The organism is Bacillus sp. BB081, from assembly GCF_008368895.1.
Classification (GTDB): Bacteria; Bacillota; Bacilli; order Bacillales; family Bacillaceae_G; genus Bacillus_A; species Bacillus_A wiedmannii.
In genome coordinates this window covers 61,019-80,030 of the sequence record NZ_QOZX01000029.1, presented here as the reverse complement: position 1 = coordinate 80,030, position 19,012 = coordinate 61,019, and the positions used below count along the sequence as shown (strand labels likewise).

General features: G+C 35.3%; 15 protein-coding genes and 1 pseudogene. 13 read left to right on the top strand and 3 right to left on the bottom strand.

Features of this window, described 5'->3' with window-relative positions; genetic code table 11:
• The 5 genes and pseudogenes from DN394_RS15125 to DN394_RS15105 all read left to right on the top strand — a co-directional run bounded on the left by DN394_RS15125 (position 1) and on the right by DN394_RS15105 (position 6,260).
• Entirely contained in the window at positions 1–585 is a 585-nt protein-coding gene (locus tag DN394_RS15125) for a TetR/AcrR family transcriptional regulator (RefSeq protein ID WP_098705105.1), read from the top strand.
• 62 nt (positions 586–647) lie between these two features.
• Positions 648–1,271: a GNAT family N-acetyltransferase gene (locus DN394_RS15120; protein ID WP_149293931.1), complete on the top strand. Its 624-nt coding sequence runs from the start codon at positions 648–650 to the stop codon at positions 1,269–1,271.
• 471 nt (positions 1,272–1,742) lie between these two features.
• Positions 1,743–2,105, top strand: a pseudogene (locus DN394_RS15115) (MCP four helix bundle domain-containing protein); the annotation flags it as partial.
• A 185-nt stretch (positions 2,106–2,290) separates the two neighbouring features.
• Positions 2,291–4,522: a putative mucin/carbohydrate-binding domain-containing protein gene (locus DN394_RS15110; RefSeq protein ID WP_098705117.1), complete on the top strand. Its 2,232-nt coding sequence runs from the start codon at positions 2,291–2,293 to the stop codon at positions 4,520–4,522.
• Between the two features lie 943 nt (positions 4,523–5,465).
• Positions 5,466–6,260, top strand: a complete 795-nt coding sequence (locus DN394_RS15105) for an SDR family NAD(P)-dependent oxidoreductase (protein WP_088667206.1) — start codon at positions 5,466–5,468, stop codon at positions 6,258–6,260.
• A gap of 263 nt (positions 6,261–6,523) precedes the next feature.
• On the opposite strand, the gene DN394_RS15100 is transcribed toward DN394_RS15105, so the two are convergent.
• From DN394_RS15100 to DN394_RS29425, 3 genes are all read right to left on the bottom strand, one after another.
• Positions 6,524–6,982: an epimerase gene (locus DN394_RS15100; RefSeq protein ID WP_149293930.1), complete on the bottom strand. Its 459-nt coding sequence runs from the start codon at positions 6,980–6,982 to the stop codon at positions 6,524–6,526.
• 496 nt (positions 6,983–7,478) lie between these two features.
• The gene (locus DN394_RS15095; RefSeq protein WP_098705102.1) at positions 7,479–8,474 is read right to left on the bottom strand and encodes a zinc-dependent alcohol dehydrogenase family protein; all 996 of its coding nucleotides are present in this window, start codon (positions 8,472–8,474) and stop codon (positions 7,479–7,481) included.
• Positions 8,475–8,578: 104 nt separating this feature from the next.
• Entirely contained in the window at positions 8,579–8,764 is a 186-nt protein-coding gene (locus DN394_RS29425; protein WP_241775789.1) for a MerR family DNA-binding transcriptional regulator, read from the bottom strand.
• Between the two features lie 344 nt (positions 8,765–9,108).
• On the opposite strand from DN394_RS29425, the gene DN394_RS15085 reads away from it, so the two are divergent.
• The 8 genes from DN394_RS15085 (at position 9,109) to gntP (ending at position 18,954) form a co-directional block, all read left to right on the top strand.
• On the top strand, positions 9,109–10,062 hold the full coding sequence (locus tag DN394_RS15085; RefSeq protein WP_149293942.1) for an LLM class oxidoreductase: 954 nt from the start codon (positions 9,109–9,111) through the stop codon (positions 10,060–10,062).
• Positions 10,063–10,075: 13 nt separating this feature from the next.
• Positions 10,076–11,029: an NADP-dependent oxidoreductase gene (locus tag DN394_RS15080; RefSeq protein ID WP_149293929.1), complete on the top strand. Its 954-nt coding sequence runs from the start codon at positions 10,076–10,078 to the stop codon at positions 11,027–11,029.
• A gap of 85 nt (positions 11,030–11,114) precedes the next feature.
• Positions 11,115–11,663: a glucose-6-phosphate dehydrogenase gene (locus DN394_RS15075; protein ID WP_098705116.1), complete on the top strand. Its 549-nt coding sequence runs from the start codon at positions 11,115–11,117 to the stop codon at positions 11,661–11,663.
• A 350-nt stretch (positions 11,664–12,013) separates the two neighbouring features.
• Entirely contained in the window at positions 12,014–13,498 is a 1,485-nt protein-coding gene (gene zwf / locus DN394_RS15070) for a glucose-6-phosphate dehydrogenase (protein WP_098705100.1), read from the top strand.
• A gap of 39 nt (positions 13,499–13,537) precedes the next feature.
• Entirely contained in the window at positions 13,538–15,532 is a 1,995-nt protein-coding gene (gene tkt, locus DN394_RS15065) for a transketolase (protein ID WP_098705099.1), read from the top strand.
• Between the two features lie 112 nt (positions 15,533–15,644).
• Positions 15,645–16,538, top strand: a complete 894-nt coding sequence (gnd, locus tag DN394_RS15060; protein ID WP_098705098.1) for a phosphogluconate dehydrogenase (NAD(+)-dependent, decarboxylating) — start codon at positions 15,645–15,647, stop codon at positions 16,536–16,538.
• 51 nt (positions 16,539–16,589) lie between these two features.
• Entirely contained in the window at positions 16,590–17,258 is a 669-nt protein-coding gene (gene fsa, locus DN394_RS15055) for a fructose-6-phosphate aldolase (RefSeq protein ID WP_087981295.1), read from the top strand.
• Positions 17,259–17,628: 370 nt separating this feature from the next.
• Positions 17,629–18,954 (top strand): gluconate permease GntP, encoded by a 1,326-nt coding sequence (gene gntP / locus DN394_RS15050; protein WP_149293928.1) that lies wholly within the window; start codon positions 17,629–17,631, stop codon positions 18,952–18,954.
• Positions 18,955–19,012 lie beyond the last annotated feature (58 nt).

Genomic DNA, 19,012 nt, shown 5'->3' with positions numbered 1-19,012 from the left:
ATGAAGAAAGACTTATCAACGTTAAAGGAAGCGAGATTTAACGCAATTCTTGATTCGGCTACTATATTGCTTGTTGAAAATCCTACTGCTTCGATGAATGAAATTGCGGAATATGCGGGAATTGGCATTGCTACACTCCATCGCTACGTCGAAAGCAGAGAGAAATTGATGCTGTTCTTGGGCCATCGGGCTATACAACTGGTGAGTGATACCGTAAACCAGATCCCACTGGATGAAGAAAGAAGTGAAAACTATATTCCAGAACTCATTGAAGTGTTAATCCCTTTAGGTGACAAAATCTATTTTCTAGGTCATGATGCATCTGTATTTAACAACAAAGAATTAGGTGAAGCCGAAGAGAAGCTGAGGGAACCTATACGACGCGTTATTGAGCTGTTACAACAACGTGGTTACTTTCAGCAAACGGTTAGCAGCGAATGGATTTTGAATACGCTTTATGCCCTGATTTTCCATACTTGGGAACAAGTACATGAAGGAAATGTGGCTAAAAAATCTGCTGCAGAGCTTGTTTTAAATACATTTTATTATGGTTTCAAAGCTAAGGGTGATTTGAGAAGGGAGTGAACTAATACAAATCCATGATAATTAACATCAATAATATATAAAGCGAAAAGGAGTACTGGGAAATGAATCAAATCTCTATAGTAAAGGCTGTTCAACAATCCATGGTCGGCGCCCAGCTAAATATAATGGCATTGGAATACATGGCGTTTCCACTTGCAGGATCTGAGGAGAAGAACACAGTCGAAGGGGAATTTTGTAAGCTATGGCGGCAGGGGAACAACCGTTTTAGTCATCAATACGCTTATGAAGCTCAAATGGACGGGAAAACTTTAGGGATGATTACTTGCTATCCCATCCCCGTTTTAAATCGTCTTGCTTGGCCCACTTTTAAACAGCTACTTTCATTCCGAAAGTTTGGTTTTCTTGTTTATAACATTCGGAATATCAAAATGCTTTATTCCATGATTACCTTGAAGGAGGGAGAAGATGACGAGTTTCACATCGGAACAATCGCCTTATTTCCCGAAAGTCGAGGATTGGGGATAGGTACCAGACTACTTGCGTTTGCTGAGGAACAGGCTTCCCTGCAAGGCTTTGCCAAATGCTCTCTAACAGTAAAGAAAGAGAACCAACTTGCCATTAAATTGTATCAGAGATTAGGCTACCAGATTACAAGTGAAATCAATAAACCAAAGTTATCGTTGTACAGAATGGTCAAAAACGTAGGACGTTACAACCTTTTATAAAAAATTTGTAACGTATTAGGGCAGTACTAATGGTACCGCCCCGTCGCTATCAAGCCAAGATTAAATAAAAATCAACTATATTAGATTTTTTTCAAAAATTTAATATAAACTATTTGGAAATTTGTACTAAATATTTAGAAAAAGAAAAAATCTTACCTGAAATTAAACGTATATTATCTTAGCTTGATGGGCATGAGGGAATACCGCCGTTTCTTTAAAGTGTGATGTGCTGGGAGTACTTCTAATAGAGAGGAAATAGAAAAATGAGAAATAAGAAAAAATTTTTTTAAGTTAGTCTTGTATGGAAGTGTAATTTATATATCAATGATGGGTTCCCCTGGTGCCGCAGTATTTGCGGATATTTTGGATGAGAAGTTAAAGAATTAATGGGATGTGTTCATAATCATGAATTTTTGGATTCTTAGTATAAAAAACATTACTTAAATTATATATTAGAATATATAAAATGAATTGGAATTATTAAGAAACAGTAAGGTTGGTACAAAACTAAACATATTAATAACTATATCAAGTATTGCATGTATAGTATTATCCCTAATAGGGTTTTGGAGATTAGAAAGAGGGAAAAGTACTTCCTTTAATATGTATGAGGATAATTTACTACCAATTGAGTGGATTGGGATTGTAGAATCTAATTTTTATCACGTTAATATGAACTTTATGGAAATAATGTTATCAAAAGATGAAAAAAGAATGAACGAATTAATAAGAGAAAGGGATGGAATCTGTAAGGAAAATGATCATCTTTTAAAGCAGTTTGAGGCTAAAGTTATTTCTACTAAAGAAAAAGAATTATATAACCCGTTTTACGATATTTTGGGGTTTATCATTAAATATTCATATATGCAAAATTTCATACATTTAATGATTGATAATCATGAGTTAATGTAACTATAATAATTACACTGATAAGTAACTTACTGAACACAGTTATAAGTGAAGAAGGAGGAGGATTTTATTGTATTTTGTATATAAAAAATAGAAAAGGAGATGTACAAATGAAAAGGTTACTTGTTATAGGTATCGTGTATACAATGTTTTTCCTCATAGGAAATATACACTTACATGCTGATGAACGAACAAATGTAAAAGAAATTACTAGTTTAGAAGAGCCTACTTGGATATTCCAGGCGGGCATAAGTAAGGGGAAATATCATGATCGACAAGATTTAGGATTTATTTTGAAGAGAAATACACCATTAAAGGTAAGACAAACGAATCCTAATTTTAAAGGCAAATTAACATTACGCTTATTATCTAATGACTCAAAAAATGAAAAATCCATACAAGTAGGAAATGAATGGGTTACTATTCAAGGTGATACGCCTTTAGTGCCTTTCATAGATACTCCGTATGGTGGTGAAGAGCGCGCCATACTTGAGTACCAAGTAGAGAATAAAAGTACTACTAAACCTCTTCCCATTTATAAACAACAGGGAAATGTATCTCGATTTTTTAATACATGGGATCAATTTGATGGAGAGTATGCATTAATTCAAGGGGAGAGTTTCCAATTATTTGTACCTAAAAAAGATAAAGAGTTAGTAAGGTCTTTAAAAGATTTTCAATCGTTGGATGAGTTAATTGCGTATTATGAAGATATTTTTAAAATGTATGATTCAATTATTGGGTTAGATGGCTCAACGGTTGAAAATAAAAAAAGTCAAAATCGTTATTTCTTAAAAGCAGATATATCCGGTGCTGGCGGTGCCTATTATGGCGCAAATTGGACAGCGAATAGTACAGATAGCACAAAGATGTGGTTAGATAAACTAAGTTGGGGAACTTTACATGAAATCGCCCATGGATACCAAGCTGGTTTTGATAATCAAGGAATATTTACAGGAGAAGTTTCTAATAATCTATTTGGTGTTCAATATCAATATAGTAAATACGGCAAAAAAGCAGATCAAGTTGGTTGGTTATTTAATTTTGGGAAGAAGGAACAGGTAGAATGGAATTTATACAATGCTCTAATGAAAGAAAATAAAAATTATGATGACTTAGATTTACGACAAAAACTTATTCTTTTAACGATGGCGAAACAAAAAGCTGGCGATGAAGCCTTTGTAAAAATGTATCAAGGTTATCGAAAACTAGCTAGCAATATTGCTTTTAAAAAAAGCGACCATTCTTTACCAGATTTAATGAATCAGTATTATAGTGAAAATGCACAAGTTGATTTTACAGCCGTTTTTGAAAGATGGGGCTTTAAACTTAATAATAAACAAATAGAGATTAATAGGGCGAAAGGTTATCCGGCTGTTACTTCTTTAGCTTATATAGTGCCTGAATCACAATTAGCTAAAGCGAGATCTCTAGTTGACCCTGATATTCCGATAAACTCCAATTTTGAAATAGTTACGAATCAGCAAATTGCTTCACTTGGACTAAAAGGGAAGTTGCATATCCATTTAAATACAAATGAAATAGATACATTGAAAGGAGGAAAAATTAAATTAAAAGAAGGGAATACAGTTATTCAAGAAAAAACAATTGAAACAGCAGATATCAAATTACAAGACGTACCAAATGGAATCTATACGGTTGAGATTTCAGGTGGGAAAACGGATAGTATGTACCATTTCAGTACGTATTATGCCTATGTAAAAGAAAAAGATAATAGTCTAACGATTGATGTTAACGAAATGAAAATGAGCAAGTTAGTAAATCAAACGATTCAATTCCTAGGATTAGGAGATGATCAGTTTGCTGAATTAAATACAGACTTAGAGCAAAAGCGAGCTGTTTTTACAGTTACTACTAAAACGCCTCATAGCTATTATGCAGGTGAAAAATATGCATCAATTGAGGTGTTTAATGATAAAGGGGAAAAAATTTATACGAGGGCAATGGAAGGAACAAACGTAACGATTGTAAAAGATACCATTCCACTAAAAGAAGGGTATAGAATTAAAATCTATCATGATGAAATAAAAAAACGATTAACTAGTAAAGCTACTATTATTAATCCTATGAATAAAACAAATGAATTTATAATGACAAAATGGGGATTGAAAAATACTTCTTTGCAAAATAATCCAGAAGAAAATCTTATGCAAAGAATTGATAGAGAAATGGAAGCGATTATAAGTAATCCTGTTTTAAAAGAGATACCAATGCAAAAATTAGAAATGAAAAAGAATGTGTGGATGGCAATAAATATGTTATCAGAACCACAAAAAATAACGTATATGAATAAATATAAAGATAGCTTATATAATGAGTAATTCTTGAAAATGGTAAAAACTCATTAGAAGTACAAGCTGTCCAACAAGCCTTTAAAGCAGCTTATATTTAATACTATTGTGATGAATTATAAACCCTTTTATCCCGCTTTAATGGGCAGTAAGACCCTCACCTCAAAATTCAGCGAAAGCAAAGAAGTTAGGTGGGGGATCAACTGCCCATAAAAGTCCGATTGGTTCAGCTAATAATCAGTGAGGGATGAAGAAAACCCCCACTGATTAAAGTTTCACTTTATTTTAATGTAATGATTAATTTGTATGCATAGACAAAAACCTTGTAGAATTTTTCTGCAAGGTTTTTTAGAATGTCATTTTACTTCAAGTGTTATTATCTCGCATTAATTGGTAATTTGGATAAGTAATAAGGTGTTTTTAAATTACTCTTTCTTAAGTGCATAAAACTTCTTATAACATTGGACAATAAGATGTATTATATAGTTTTTTAGTTAATTAGGATAAAAATAATCCTAAAACTGTATGTAAGAATATGTAATTTTACACTCTTTTCTATGATAGAAAAGCATACTGCGTTAGTAAATATAAAAAGTTAGAAATTATGGTATATAGGGCACTTTTTTGTTCCTATGGAACTTTAAAGTGCGTAATTTTCTTTCTAGTTAATATGGATCATAATGGTATTTACTAGTTGGTTTTAGCTTTACGCTGCTGTTGATGTGATTTTTTACATTAGAATAATGCAAAATGATTTGAATCAGAATTATCGAGTAAATCAAAATGCTGATAAATTCGATTTCTAATTCAGTACAGAGTGAAATAGCTACATAACTTTCGTTTATACTTTTTTGAGAAAAGGGTCGATCTGCTTATTTTCTGTTAAAGATGAGAGAAGTGAACCACAATATAAACGTAATTATTTATTCCAACAAAGTCAATAATCTAGCACATGAATCTGGGAGGGATCTATATGCATATGCAATTAAAAGGAAAAACAGCACTGGTTACTGGATCTACGGCAGGGATTGGAAAAGCAATTGCCACTTCATTAGTAGCGGAAGGAGCTACTGTACTTATTAATGGACGCCGTGAAGAAAATGTTAATCAAACGATAAAAGAAATTCGAGCGCAGTATCCTGATGCTATTCTTCAACCCGTAGTAGCTGATTTAGGAACAGAACAAGGGTGCCAAAATGTGATTGAAAAGTACCCTGAAGTAGACATTCTTATTAACAACTTAGGAATTTTTGAACCTGTAGAATATTTTGATATTCCTGATGAAGATTGGTTTAAATTGTTTGAAGTCAATATTATGAGTGGTGTTCGACTCACTCGCTCGTATTTAAAAAAAATGATTGAAAGAAAAGAAGGAAGAGTTATCTTTATTGCTAGCGAAGCAGCCATTATGCCATCTCAAGAAATGGCTCATTATAGTGCGACTAAAACGATGCAACTGTCACTTTCTCGCAGTTTAGCTGAGCTGACGACAGGAACGAATGTGACTGTTAATACTATAATGCCTGGTTCGACTTTAACGGAAGGAGTGGAGACTATGTTAAATAGTCTTTATCCTAATGAGCAATTGACAATAGAAGAAGCTGAGAAGCGATTTATGAAAGAGAATCGACCAACCTCTATCATTCAAAGACTTATTCGACCAGAAGAAATTGCTCATCTTGTCACTTTCTTAAGTAGCCCACTTTCTTCAGCAATTAATGGTTCCGCGTTGCGAATAGACGGGGGATTAGTACGTAGTGTATTTTAATAAATTAAAAACAACATAATATTCTGTTGAAGGTAAAGATGGTAAGACAAGTGAATTGTATTTTATCTATAAACGGAAATATACAAACAGCAAATTGCGACATGAAAACAGCCGGATTTTCTACTATAAGAAAAATTTGGCTGTTATTTTTTTACTTGTTGTAAAGGATGGAAAGCTTTTAGCGTTGTGGCATCTCTCATGTTAAATTAGTAATTAAGAAAAAGGTATGCTCCATTTGAAGCATACCTTTTTAGTTTGCAATTTTATTTATTTTTATCTAGCTCGTCTTGATTATCAAATTTATCTAAAACCTTTAATAAAATAGTTAAGATAATTGTGGATACGATTGCTATAATTAAAATGCCATGAGGTGATAGTTGAACCGAAGTTAATCCAACTTTAGCTATGCCAAAATATCCTACATAAGTAGCTAAGAATGATGTAACCACTGAAATCGTAAATCCTAAAAATCCTAATTCATCTAGTTTCTTTTCAGGTAATCCACAAACACTTAAAATCTTAGTGAAAATAGCAGCTACTATGAATAACTCAATGGACAGAATAAATAATGACATGACTCCAGAATATACAATTTCATCTGGCATCCATTTCCCTAATGCTAGCATTAGAAGAGCAGGAAGGAAGAGTGGTAAAAATAGTCCTAAAATCATGACTACGATTTCCATTTTATTTGGTGCTTCATTATTATTTTGATTGCTCATAAATCCTCCTAAATAGTAATATGAATGATAGTCTCATGAAGAGTTCAATATATACTATCACATTAAATTAATGAATTTAATATTATTTTTTATTCAGAAAAGGGAGGGCAATTGAGGTCCTCAAAATATGTGTTGTTTTCGTATTTTAACTGTAAGAAATTATATAGTTGGATTCAGCTGGGGTTTTCAAGGATTAGATAGTTCAACAGTAAATTTTAGATATATAGGTTCTTATGGAAGAGGGGCAGCAATTTGAAGTTTTCGTAATTCAGATATATCAATAACTTTTCCGTTGGACATGTATGTAACATACATGTAGAGGGGATTAAAAAATATAATAAATAAAGTTGCATAAAATGGACCTGTATGCAACTTTACTATTCTTCCTATGATCGCTCGCAGCATGAAATTTGATAAATGATGTTAGCAATAAAGGAGTTTTATTTACTCTGTTACTTTCTAGCAACGAGCAATCGTTATTTTTATCGGATTTTAGTTACCAAACGTTTTTCAACACTATTTTTCCTATTGCTTTATTCAACTCCAAATATTCATGTGCTTGTGCAACTTCATCAAACGTAAAAGTTTTCGAATCTAGCAATGGGCGAAGTTTTCCTTCTTCTACTATTTGCGTTAGTTTATTTAAAATTTCCCCACAAGCGTCACGTTTATCTGTATGTAATATTTTTAACGCCATAAAAGTAACGTGCAGAGAGAGTCCTTTTGCGTGTAAAGAAGAGAGGTCATGAGTTGAACGAGCTGCAATTGTTACGACAGTTCCATTGACTGCAGCAGCTTCAAAAGAGTTATCGAGATTCTTGCCACCTACCGTATCAAATATAACTTCAAATCCGTTGCCATCCGTATGTTTTTGAACATATTCTTGAACAGATTCTTCTTTATAATTAATAGCTATGTCGGCTCCTAGACGATGAGCTATTTCAATTTTGTTCTGCTTAGAAGCAGTTGTAAAAACTTTAGCACCTGCCCATTTAGCTAGTTGAATGGCTACGTGTCCTACGCCACCAGTAGCTCCATGAATGAGTACATTTTGACCTGATTTAATGTTTGCACGATCAAATAAAGATTCCCAAGCTGTAATTGCAACTAATGGTAGAGCAGCTGCTTCTTCCATTGTTACATTTTTAGGTTTGTGAGCAATTAATCGCGCATCAGCAAGCATAAACTCTGCAAGTGCACCACCAGTTTCTTTAAAACCCCCGGCACATCCATATACTTCATCACCAGTTTTGAATTTCGAAACGCCTTCTCCCACTTCTATAACAATACCTGCTACATCACCATGCAAAATAGCTGGAAATTCAGGAGCAACTGATGAAACAGCGCCACTACGCATTTTCGTATCGATTGGATTTACACTAGTTGCTTTTACATGAATTAGAACATGACCTGGTAAAAGTTTCGGTTTTGCAACTTCTTCTAATTGAAATACGGATGAATCTCCAAAAGAATGGATAACTTGTGCTTTCATTGGTCCTTACCTCCTGTTCGTGGTTATAGCATAGCAAAGTACAAAAAATAAGTATAATATTTTGAATTTGGCTGGTGAGAATTTCGTATATTCTTGTGTTTTATTTAAATGATTAATGAAAGTATTCGATCGATAAATTGAACATACTGCCTATTATTCTCATTTCGTGTAGCTGGGGGAAGAAGGTTAATTTTTTCGCAGTACCCAATTGTGTCTGTACTTAATCCTGTTTGCTTTATAACATCTGATATTGTGAATATAACATTTATTTGTAATTGTGCTCCTTTCACTACAAGTCAATCATTTTTTTGAGGAGATTTGAGTGAAATAGTGTAACGCACCTGCAGAAGCAACTTTAGACGTTGTTGAAGGAAGGGCATTATTTTTATGCAGCATGATTTATTGATTAAAACTATAATCAGGCATTTGATATAGGTACTTTTAAGTGCCTACATCACTTTAAAGTACGTACTGTTATTCATGTTATGACCGATTTATAATAACACTCGTAGTACAAAGAAAGTTAAAACGATTACAATCGGCAACAATGTGGTGTTACAGTATTGCCTATAAATTTTGAGAAGAAATATGAAAAGTATAGATTTATATGAATGAAGGAAAGTGAGTGAAACACATGGAAAAGTTTGCGAATCATTTTGGATATAATCGTATGTTTGCGAAAGATCAACTTACATTAGGAGTTCACATACCGATTGAAAATTATCAGTTTCATGCACCAACGATGGAAAAACAAGTAGAGTTGGTACAAAAAGCGGAACAATATGGTTTTACAGGCGTATGGCTTCGAGATGTTTTGCTGCAAGACCCTGACTTTGGTGATCCTGCAACAGGTCAAATTTACGATATGATGATTTATTTAACGTATTTAGCAAGTAAAACAGAGAAAATCGCATTCGGAACGTCGGCAACTGTATTGTCACTTCGCCATCCATTGCGTGTAGCGAAAGAAATTGCGACATTGGATCAACTGTTTCCAGAAAGAATTATGCTTGGCGTTTCATCAGGTGACCGACGTGCCGATTTCAAGGCGTTAGGTGTTAGTCATGAAACACGAGGTGAAAAGTTTAGAGAAGCGTTTGCTTACTTGGAAGAGATTTTGTATAAAAACTTCCCGTCTATCCAGTCGACACTAGGAGAAGTGAATGGAGCGAATTTAGTTCCAAAACCGTCTAAACATATTCCAACATTTATTACAGGTTTTAGTCAGCAAAATATGGACTGGTTCGCTGAACATGGTGATGGATGGATGTACTACCCACGTAGTCCAGTGCATCAGGCGGCAGCAATTGGACAATGGAGAGAACTAGTAGAGGATTATCATCCAGATGTATTCAAACCATTTATACAACCGATGCATTTAGACTTATCTGAAGATCCAAATGAACGTCCTACACCGATACGTTTAGGTTACCGTACAGGACGTAAGGCACTAATTGAATTACTTGATATATATAAAAGTATTGGTGTGAATCATTTATTCCTCGCTCTATTTGATGGTCAACGCCCAGCTGACGAGGTATTGGATGAGCTAGGAGAAGAAGTACTACCTCATTTCCCAGCATTGTAAAGGAGTGGAAAGAATGAAAGCGATAGGACTTATGCAATATGGAGATAAAAGTGTACTACAAGAGATTGAAATGCAAACACCCTTATTGGGAGAAAACGATGTACTGATTGAAGTATATGCAGCTGGTGTAAACCCCGTGGATTGGAAAATACGTGAAGGTTTACTTCAAGATGTAATTTCTTATGACTTCCCGCTCGTTTTAGGATGGGATGTTGCAGGTGTAGTTGCTACTATAGGGCCAAACGTAACAGCATTTAAAGTGGGGGATGAAGTATATAGTCGTCCAGATATTGAACGAAACGGCACTTATGCAGAGTACGTGGCTGTAGATGAGAAATATGTCGCGAAAAAACCGAGAAATCTATCTTTTGAAGAAGCAGCATCAATCCCTCTTGTAGGTTTGACAAGTTGGCAAAGTTTAGTGAAATTCGCTAATGTTCAAAAGGGAAATAAGGTTTTAATTCATGCTGGATCCGGGGGAATTGGCACGTTTGCTATTCAACTAGCCAAAAGCTTCGGTGCACATGTTGCAACTACGACTAGTACGAAAAACATACAATTCGTAAAGGATTTAGGCGCTGATACTGTCATCGATTACAAAACAGAAGACTTTTCTCTACTTCTGCATAATTACAATATTGTTTTTGATGTGTTAGGAGAGGATGTACTAAAGGATAGTTATAAGGTGCTTGCACAAAATGGAAAGTTAGCGTCTATTTATGGTCCGAAAGGTATGGAAATTCCGCAAACTGAAATAGCAAGAGAGAAAAATATTGAGAGTGACCATATATTTACTGAACCTAACGGATATGAACTTTCTCTTATTACAGAATTAATTGAGAGCGGGAAGATTAAACCTGTTGTAACGCATGTGTTGCCTTTACATGTAGAAGGCGTAAAAAAAGCACACCACATAAGTGAGTCAGAACGTGCTCTTGGCAAAATTGTATTGAAGAAACATTGGTAAGGTATGAGGTTTAAGAGACAGTATTGTGCTAAGGGATGAGCTTATATATTCTATTCTAGCAATTGTTTTAAAAGGGAGAGAACAAATGGATTCAATGACATTTCTTTTATTCGGAGCGACAGGAGATTTAGCGAAACGCAAAATTTATCCTGCTTTATATAAACTATTTAGTAATGAAAATATACCGAAATCTATTTCGATTATCGGTATTGGCAGAAGGGTAATGTCAGATGTGGAATTTCAAACAAAGGTAGAACAATCCCTTGCTACATTTTCTAGAAAATCTACTGATGACGAATCAGGAGTAGAAGAATTTATTAGCACATTTCGTTATTGTCAATTAAATACAGCGCATATAGAGGACTATCAAGATTTGTTGAGTCTTGTAAAGAGGCGTGAAACAGAATTGAAAATTCCGGAAAAACGCATGTTTTACCTATCTGTTATACCAGAAGTATTCGATGTCATTGCTTTAAATATTAAGGAAAGTGGACTATGGGCTACAAAAGGATTGAACTGTCTTATTATAGAGAACCCTTTTGGTCATAATGTAACGTCTGCTCGCGGGTTTAATGAGAAATTAATTGAAGATTTTGATGAAACTGATATTTATTATATCGATCATTATCTTTGAAAATAAATGATAACTAGGAATACAATTAGAAAAGTATTACGAAATAAATCGTATGTAATTCAAGACATTTTTATTGACGATAATAATTTATGTGGTTAATATACTAGACATAAGATTATTTAATTACTAAAAGTAATCAGATATAAAAAGTTTTGTTAAATTCTATAAATAAGTAAGTTGTGGTAGAAATGCTTTGAATTGGCACTATTAATATTGGGGACAATTAGAAAGCGAAAGGTATAAAAAGAATTGGAATTTGATAACTCTTTGTTTTTTATAAAAACATGAGCTTCTGTACAATTCATTTTTAATATATTGACCAGGATTATACAACAAGAGGGGGACTGAAATTGGAATCAATGACCTTTGTTTTATTTGGAGCGACAGGGGACTTGGCGAAACGCAAAATTTACCCCGCACTATATAACTTATATAGAGATCAAAAGCTTCCAAAGCAAATATCCGTTATCGGGCTTGGGAGACGTCAAGTATCTCATGAAGATTTTCAAAAAAGAATAAAAGAATCAATAGAGACGTTTTCCCGTCATAGAGAAGAAGGTACTCCAGAACTCGAAAGTTTTTTAGATAATTTTCGTTATTGCCCATTAGATGTGAGTAAGCCGGAAGACTATGAGAGATTATTACAAGTTGTTCGTGAAAGGGAAGAAGAACTACATATACAAGGTAATAGAATGTTCTATCTTTCCGTTGCACCTGAATTTTTCGAGACAATTGCTTTAAATATTAAGGAAAGTGGACTTGATAAAACGGATGGATGGAAACGTCTGATGATTGAGAAACCGTTCGGGCACGATCTTAAATCTGCGCGTGAGCTTAACGATAAGCTTAGTCGAACGTTTGAAGAAGACGAGATATACCGTATTGATCATTATTTAGGTAAACCGATGATTCAAAATCTTGAAGCATTAGAATTTGCAAATCCTGTTCTCCAATCGATTTGGAATAAAGAACATATAGCGAATGTACAAATCACAGCTAGTGAAACAGTTGGGGTTGAAGAAAGGGCAGGATATTATGACCAGGCAGGAGCCATTCGAGATATGGTTCAAAATCATATGTTACAAATATTAATGATGACTGCTATGAATCTGCCGGAAAAGGTTAATGCATGTGAAATTCGAGAGGAAAAGCGAAAGGTAATGGAGACGCTTCGTAAAGTGAAAAAAGAAGACGTTCAAAACGATATCATTCGCGGACAGTACTCTTCAGGAGAGATAAAAGGCGGGCAAGTTGTAGCATATAAAGAGGAGCCAGGAGTAAATCCTTCTTCTAACATAGACACATTTGTTGCTGCTCGTTTATGGATCGATAATCCATTTTGGACTGGCGTTCCATTTTATATACGAACAGGTAAACGGATGAAAGAAAAGTCCACTCGTATTGTAATTGAATTTAAAAATACGTTAAAACAGCAATATCAAGATAGTAATCCAAATGCAGCACCTAACTTATTAATAATTGAAATTAGCCCAGGTGAGAATGTTTCATTACAGTTAAATAGTAAAAATCCATTGAAAAATGGAGAAATTGAACCGATGCGTATTAACTTTACTTGTGAGCAAGCGGATGTGGGAGTACCTGAAGCGTATGAAAGACTCATTCATGATGCTGTGAGTGGAGACGCTACATTCTTTGCACATTGGAGAGAAGTTGAATTGTCATGGGAATGGGTACAACCAATTCTTGAAGCATTCGAGGAAAACTTATTGCCACTTCATGAATATGAGTCGGGTTCATATGGTCCAGATGCATCTAATAAATTATTGCAAGAAAGTGGATTTAAATGGTGGTTAGATCAAGAAACGGAAAAATAAGTACTTTCTTTCATGAAAGCATGTAGGGGGACGATTACTATGACACAAAACATAAATCAATTAGCAGTGAATACACTTCGTACGTTATCGATTGATGCTATTAATGCGGCAAATTCAGGTCATCCAGGTCTTCCGATGGGAGCAGCACCGATGGCTTATGCATTATGGGCGAATCATTTAAATCACAATCCTAATCATCCGAAATGGTTTAACCGTGATCGATTCGTTTTATCGGCGGGACATGGATCGAGCCTACTATATAGCTTACTTCATTTAACTGGATATGACGTTTCAATTGATGACTTGAAAAGCTTCAGAAAGTTAAATAGTAAAACACCAGGACATCCTGAGTTTGGTCATACTTCTGGAGTTGAAGCGACTACAGGCCCGTTAGGACAAGGAATTGCCAATGCTGTCGGGATGGCGATGGCAGAAGCACATTTAGCAGCGAAGTTTAATAAGGATGGTCACTCTATTATAGATCATAATACGTACGCTTTAGTTGGAGACGGTGATTTAATGGAGGGTGTCGCTTATGAAGCGATGTCAATGGCGGGGCATATGAAACTTGGCAAGTTAATTGTGCTGTATGATTCAAATGAAATTTCACTTGATGGTGAATTAAATATTGCTTTCTCTGAAGATATTCAGAAAAGGGTAGAATCTGCACATTGGCAATATGTAAGAGTTGAGGATGGAAATGATGTTGATGCTATTACAAAAGCTATTCAATTAGCGAAAGACAATACGGACCAACCTACTCTTATAGAAATTAGAACCGTTATAGGTTACGGAAGTCCAAAAGTTGCTGGAACGAACAAAGCACATGGTAACCCGCTTGGAGTAGAAGAAGCGACAGCGACAAAACAAGTGTATGGTTGGCATTATGAGGAAGACTTCTTTGTGCCGGAAGAAGTAACAGCTCATTTTAATGAACTGAAACAAAAAGGTACTGAAAAAGAGAACGAATGGAATGAGCAATTCAACTTATACAGAGAGTCGAACCCTGCACTAGCAGATGAATTAGAAAAAGCGATTACAGGTGAGGTTTTAATCGAAGCGAAAGACATTCTATCCTTCGATACTGATAAAACGATTTCAACTCGCGTTGCAAGTGGAGAAGCTATTAATCATTATGTGAAATCGATTCCTTCTATTTTCGGTGGAAGTGCAGATCTTTCGCATTCTACGATGACAGATATAAAAGGTGAAGCAGTGTATGCGGTAGACTCGTATGCTGGCCGAAATATATACTTCGGTGTACGTGAACATGCAATGGGCGCGGCAGCGAATGGACTGGCTCTTCATGGAGGAGTAAAACCGTTCGTAAGTACATTCTTTGTATTTAACGATTATCTTCGTCCATCCATTCGACTTGCTGCATTGCAAAAGTTACCTGTTACTTACGTATTTACACATGATTCGATCGCTGTAGGAGAAGATGGTCCAACGCATGAACCAATTGAACAATTGGCAGCTCTTCGGGCAATTCCTGGTTTAACAGTTATCCGTCCATCAGATGCAAATGAAACAGCGAATGCTTGGGCTTATGCTTTACAGCAAACGGATGGTCCAGTCGTTTTAGTACTTAGCCGTCAAAATTTACCGGTGTTTAATGAAACGAAAGCGAACATAGAGAATCTTTCTAAAGGAGCTTATGTATTAACGCAAACAAATGAAAATCCGGATGTAATTTTAATTGCAACAGGTTCTGAAGTATCCTTAGCTGCTAGTGCAAAAGCGAAACTAGAAGAAGACAATGTCTCTGTTCGTATCGTTGCAATGCCAAGCTGGGAGCTATTCGATCACCAATTGAAAGAATATAAAGAATCCGTTCTTCCGTCTTCTGTAACGAAACGAGTATCTCTTGAGATGGGTGTATCTCTCGGTTGGGAACGTTATGTAGGACAAGAAGGAAAAATATTATCGATTGAAACATTTGGAGCTTCAGGAACTGGGGCTGAAGTCATGAATCTATTTGGGTTTACGACAGAAAATGTTGTTCGAATTACAAAAAATGTATTGAATTCTTAAGCTATGACTGTGAATACCTTTCTGTACAGATCAACTTATCAGTGCTGAAAGGTATTCCAGAGTGTAGTGATATGGATTTTTAATAAAAGATGATTTGAGGAGGAATTATATTATGCAAGTAGGATTAATTGGTTTAGGTAAAATGGGATTAAATTTAGGGAAAAATTTAATGGATCATAAACATGAAGTAGTAGCATTTGATTTAAATGCAAGTGCAGTGGAAGAAATGAAAGAGTACGGGGCTACAGGTACATCTAGTTTAAATGAACTTGTTCAGTCATTACAATCACCAAGAATTCTTTGGGTTATGGTACCACATGCTGTTGTTGATTCTGTTATTGAAGAGGTTACACCGCTGTTATCAAAAGGAGATATTTTAATTGAAGCGGGTAATTCACATTATAAAGAGTCTATTCGCCGATATGAGCAACTAAAGAAAGATGGTATTCACTTTATGGATGCAGGAACTTCGGGCGGAATGGAAGGCGCTCGTAATGGTGCTTGTTACATGATCGGAGGAGATCAAGAAGCTTGGGACATCGTTGAACCTATCTTCCGTGATACAGCTGTAGAAAATGGATTCTTATATGCTGGAAAAGCTGGTAGTGGTCACTTCTTAAAAATGGTTCATAACGGAATTGAATACGGTATGATGGCTGCTATTGGTGAAGGATTTGAGATCCTAGAGAAAAGTGAATTTGACTACGATTATGAAAAAGTATCAAAAGTATGGAACAACGGTTCAGTAATCCGTTCATGGTTAATGGAATTAACTGAAAATGCATTTTCTAAAGATGCAAAACTGGATGAAATTAAGGGTGTTATGCATTCTTCTGGTGAAGGAAAATGGACAGTAGAAACAGCATTAGACCTTCAAACAGCAACTCCTGTTATCGCAATGTCGTTATTAATGCGCTACCGCTCATTAGACAATGATACATTTACAGGGAAAGTTGTAGCAGCTCTGCGCAATGAATTTGGCGGACATGCTGTAGAAAAGAAATAAACATCTTAAAAACTTAACTCATTGACGTTTAAAAAATGGAGGGAATAAATCATGAAGTTTTTTATTGATACTGCAAATCTTGAGGACATAAAAAAAGCATATAAACTGGGAGTTTTAGCTGGTGTTACAACGAACCCGTCTTTAGTAGCAAAAGAGGGCATTAAGTTTGAAGACCGTATTGCAGAAATTTGTCAGGCAGTACCTAAAGTTGAATCTGTTTCGGCAGAAGTAACGCCAGATGCTGTTACAGCAGAAGAGATGATCGCTCAAGCAGAAGAACTGATTAAAATTAACGGCGGCGATGAAAAAGTTACAATAAAACTTCCGATGACGCTAGCAGGATTAGAAGCTTGTCGCTACCTTACTGAAAAAGGTGTGAAAACGAACGTTACACTTATCTTCACAGTTAACCAAGCTCTTTTAGCTGCTCGAGCAGGTGCAACGTACGTTTCTCCATTTTTAGGACGCTTAGATGATATTTCTGAAGATGGCGTATTATTAGTGGCTAAAATTGCTGAATTGTTCGATGTTCATCAATTAGATACACAAATTATTGCGGCTTCTGTCAGACACCCAGATCATGTAACTCGTGTAGCGTTGGCAGGTGCTCACATTGCAACAATTCCTTATAAAGTGATTGAACAACTTGCTATGCATCCATTAACAGATCAAGGTATTGAAAAGTTCGCTGCAGATTGGGCGAAAGCACCTAAATTATAATATATGAAAGTGAAGGAGGCTTTCCGAAAATTGCTTTTCATGAGAGGACAGATCTTAAGTAACTTCATCGTTTAAACTGGATCCCGAGTTTGTAGTCCTACTACGTGAAAACAGCAAGAGAAGAAAGTGCCATTCACTTTTGAAGAAGGAAAATTTGCTCGCATGAAGCATGTATCACAATAACATTATAATTATGAAAGAGAAATCCCCTTATCAGAGAGAGTAGTTAATGTGTATCTCTGATAAGGGAGATTCTTTTTATATCAATCATTATGATGTGAAAATATCTCTTACTCCAGAAAGAACTATATAAGTTCTCTTAATTGCATAGTAATTTTGAAAGGGTTTACATAAAGGGGTGGAATTGAATATGAATATGTACCTTTTAATGATTACATTATTATCAATTGTAATTGTTATTTTAGGGGTATCGTGGTGGAGATGGCATGCGTTTATTAGTTTAACGATTGCAAGTTTGTTTTTAGCAATTATGTCTGGAATGCCAATGGATAAAATAGTGAGTGCATATGAAACGGGAGTCGGAAGTGTTCTCGGGCATTTAGTAGGTATTTTAGTATTAGGTACAATTCTAGGGGAAATGATGGCAGAGTCAGGTGCTGGAATGCAGGTGGCAGAGTTCTTTATTAAATCCTTTGGAATAAAAAACTTACCATGGGCGATGTTAATTGCAGGTTTTATTATTGGAATTCCAGTGTTTTTTGAAGTAGGTATTTTAATATTATTGCCGTTAGTAATTTCTATTCATAAAACAACAAAACAAAATATTCTATTGATTGCGTTACCAGCGATTGCTGGGTTATCTGTCGTACACGGCCTTGTTCCTCCGCATCCAGGGGCAATCGTTGCAATTGGTATTTATAAAGCGAATCTTGGGAAGGTACTTCTTTATTCACTCATTATTACATTTTTTGCAGCTATTATTGCAGGCCCTATATTTGCTAAATGGATTCACAAACGTGTAGTCCCTGAAAATGAGCCGGAATTAATTCGTGTAAAGACAAAATCAACAAAATTACCAGGAACAGGAGTTTCATTTTTAGTTATATTGTTACCTGTTATGTTAATGGTTTTAGCAGCAGCAGCTCCTTATGTGCCCCTTTCTACTACTTTGATGAAGATTGTCACATTAATCGGTAGTCCTATAATCGCGCTTTTGATTGCATGTTTTGTAGCGTTCTATTTTCTTGGATCTCGTCAAGGTATCGATAAAAAAGCTATTAAGAAGATAACAGAAGATAGCTTATTACCAATCGGTTCTATTGTTGCGATTATTGGTGCTGGTGGTGGATTTAAGCAAATTCTTATCGATAGTGGCGTAGGTAATGCTATTGCTCAAATGTCTGAGCATTTAGCTCTATCTCCAATTGTACTAGCATTTATGGTAGCTGGATTAATTCGAATTGCGACAGGATCAGCGACAGTTGCTTTAACAACAGCAGCGGGTATCGTTTCGCCAATCGTTGAAAATACGACAGGTGTGAATTTAGAATTACTCGTCATTGCAACGGGTGCAGGAGCACTCATGTTTTCACACGTAAACGATGCTGGTTTTTGGATGGTAAAGGAATACCTAGGGTTAACAGTGAAAGAAACATTTAAAACATGGACAGTATTAGAAACATTACTTTCATTTATTGCTTTTGGAGGAGTTTTACTACTCGATATGTTTGTTTAAAATAAGGATGTTTTTATTTGGATTTACAAAGATAGCTGTAGCGATTTTTTGTTAGGAG

What these genes read in the sequence shown, in the direction of transcription:
- DN394_RS15105 (WP_088667206.1), top strand. Translation starts at nt 5,466, where the DNA reads ATGCATATGCAATTAAAAGGAAAAACAGCACTGGTTACTGGATCTACG.
- DN394_RS15075 (WP_098705116.1), top strand. Translation starts at nt 11,115, where the DNA reads ATGGATTCAATGACATTTCTTTTATTCGGAGCGACAGGAGATTTAGCG.
- DN394_RS15085 (WP_149293942.1), top strand. Translation starts at nt 9,109, where the DNA reads ATGGAAAAGTTTGCGAATCATTTTGGATATAATCGTATGTTTGCGAAA.
- fsa (WP_087981295.1), top strand. Translation starts at nt 16,590, where the DNA reads ATGAAGTTTTTTATTGATACTGCAAATCTTGAGGACATAAAAAAAGCA.
- DN394_RS15095 (WP_098705102.1), bottom strand. Translation starts at nt 8,474, where the DNA reads ATGAAAGCACAAGTTATCCATTCTTTTGGAGATTCATCCGTATTTCAA.
- DN394_RS15125 (WP_098705105.1), top strand. Translation starts at nt 1, where the DNA reads ATGAAGAAAGACTTATCAACGTTAAAGGAAGCGAGATTTAACGCAATT.
- gntP (WP_149293928.1), top strand. Translation starts at nt 17,629, where the DNA reads ATGAATATGTACCTTTTAATGATTACATTATTATCAATTGTAATTGTT.
- gnd (WP_098705098.1), top strand. Translation starts at nt 15,645, where the DNA reads ATGCAAGTAGGATTAATTGGTTTAGGTAAAATGGGATTAAATTTAGGG.
- DN394_RS15110 (WP_098705117.1), top strand. Translation starts at nt 2,291, where the DNA reads ATGAAAAGGTTACTTGTTATAGGTATCGTGTATACAATGTTTTTCCTC.
- tkt (WP_098705099.1), top strand. Translation starts at nt 13,538, where the DNA reads ATGACACAAAACATAAATCAATTAGCAGTGAATACACTTCGTACGTTA.
- DN394_RS15120 (WP_149293931.1), top strand. Translation starts at nt 648, where the DNA reads ATGAATCAAATCTCTATAGTAAAGGCTGTTCAACAATCCATGGTCGGC.
- DN394_RS15080 (WP_149293929.1), top strand. Translation starts at nt 10,076, where the DNA reads ATGAAAGCGATAGGACTTATGCAATATGGAGATAAAAGTGTACTACAA.
- DN394_RS15100 (WP_149293930.1), bottom strand. Translation starts at nt 6,982, where the DNA reads ATGAGCAATCAAAATAATAATGAAGCACCAAATAAAATGGAAATCGTA.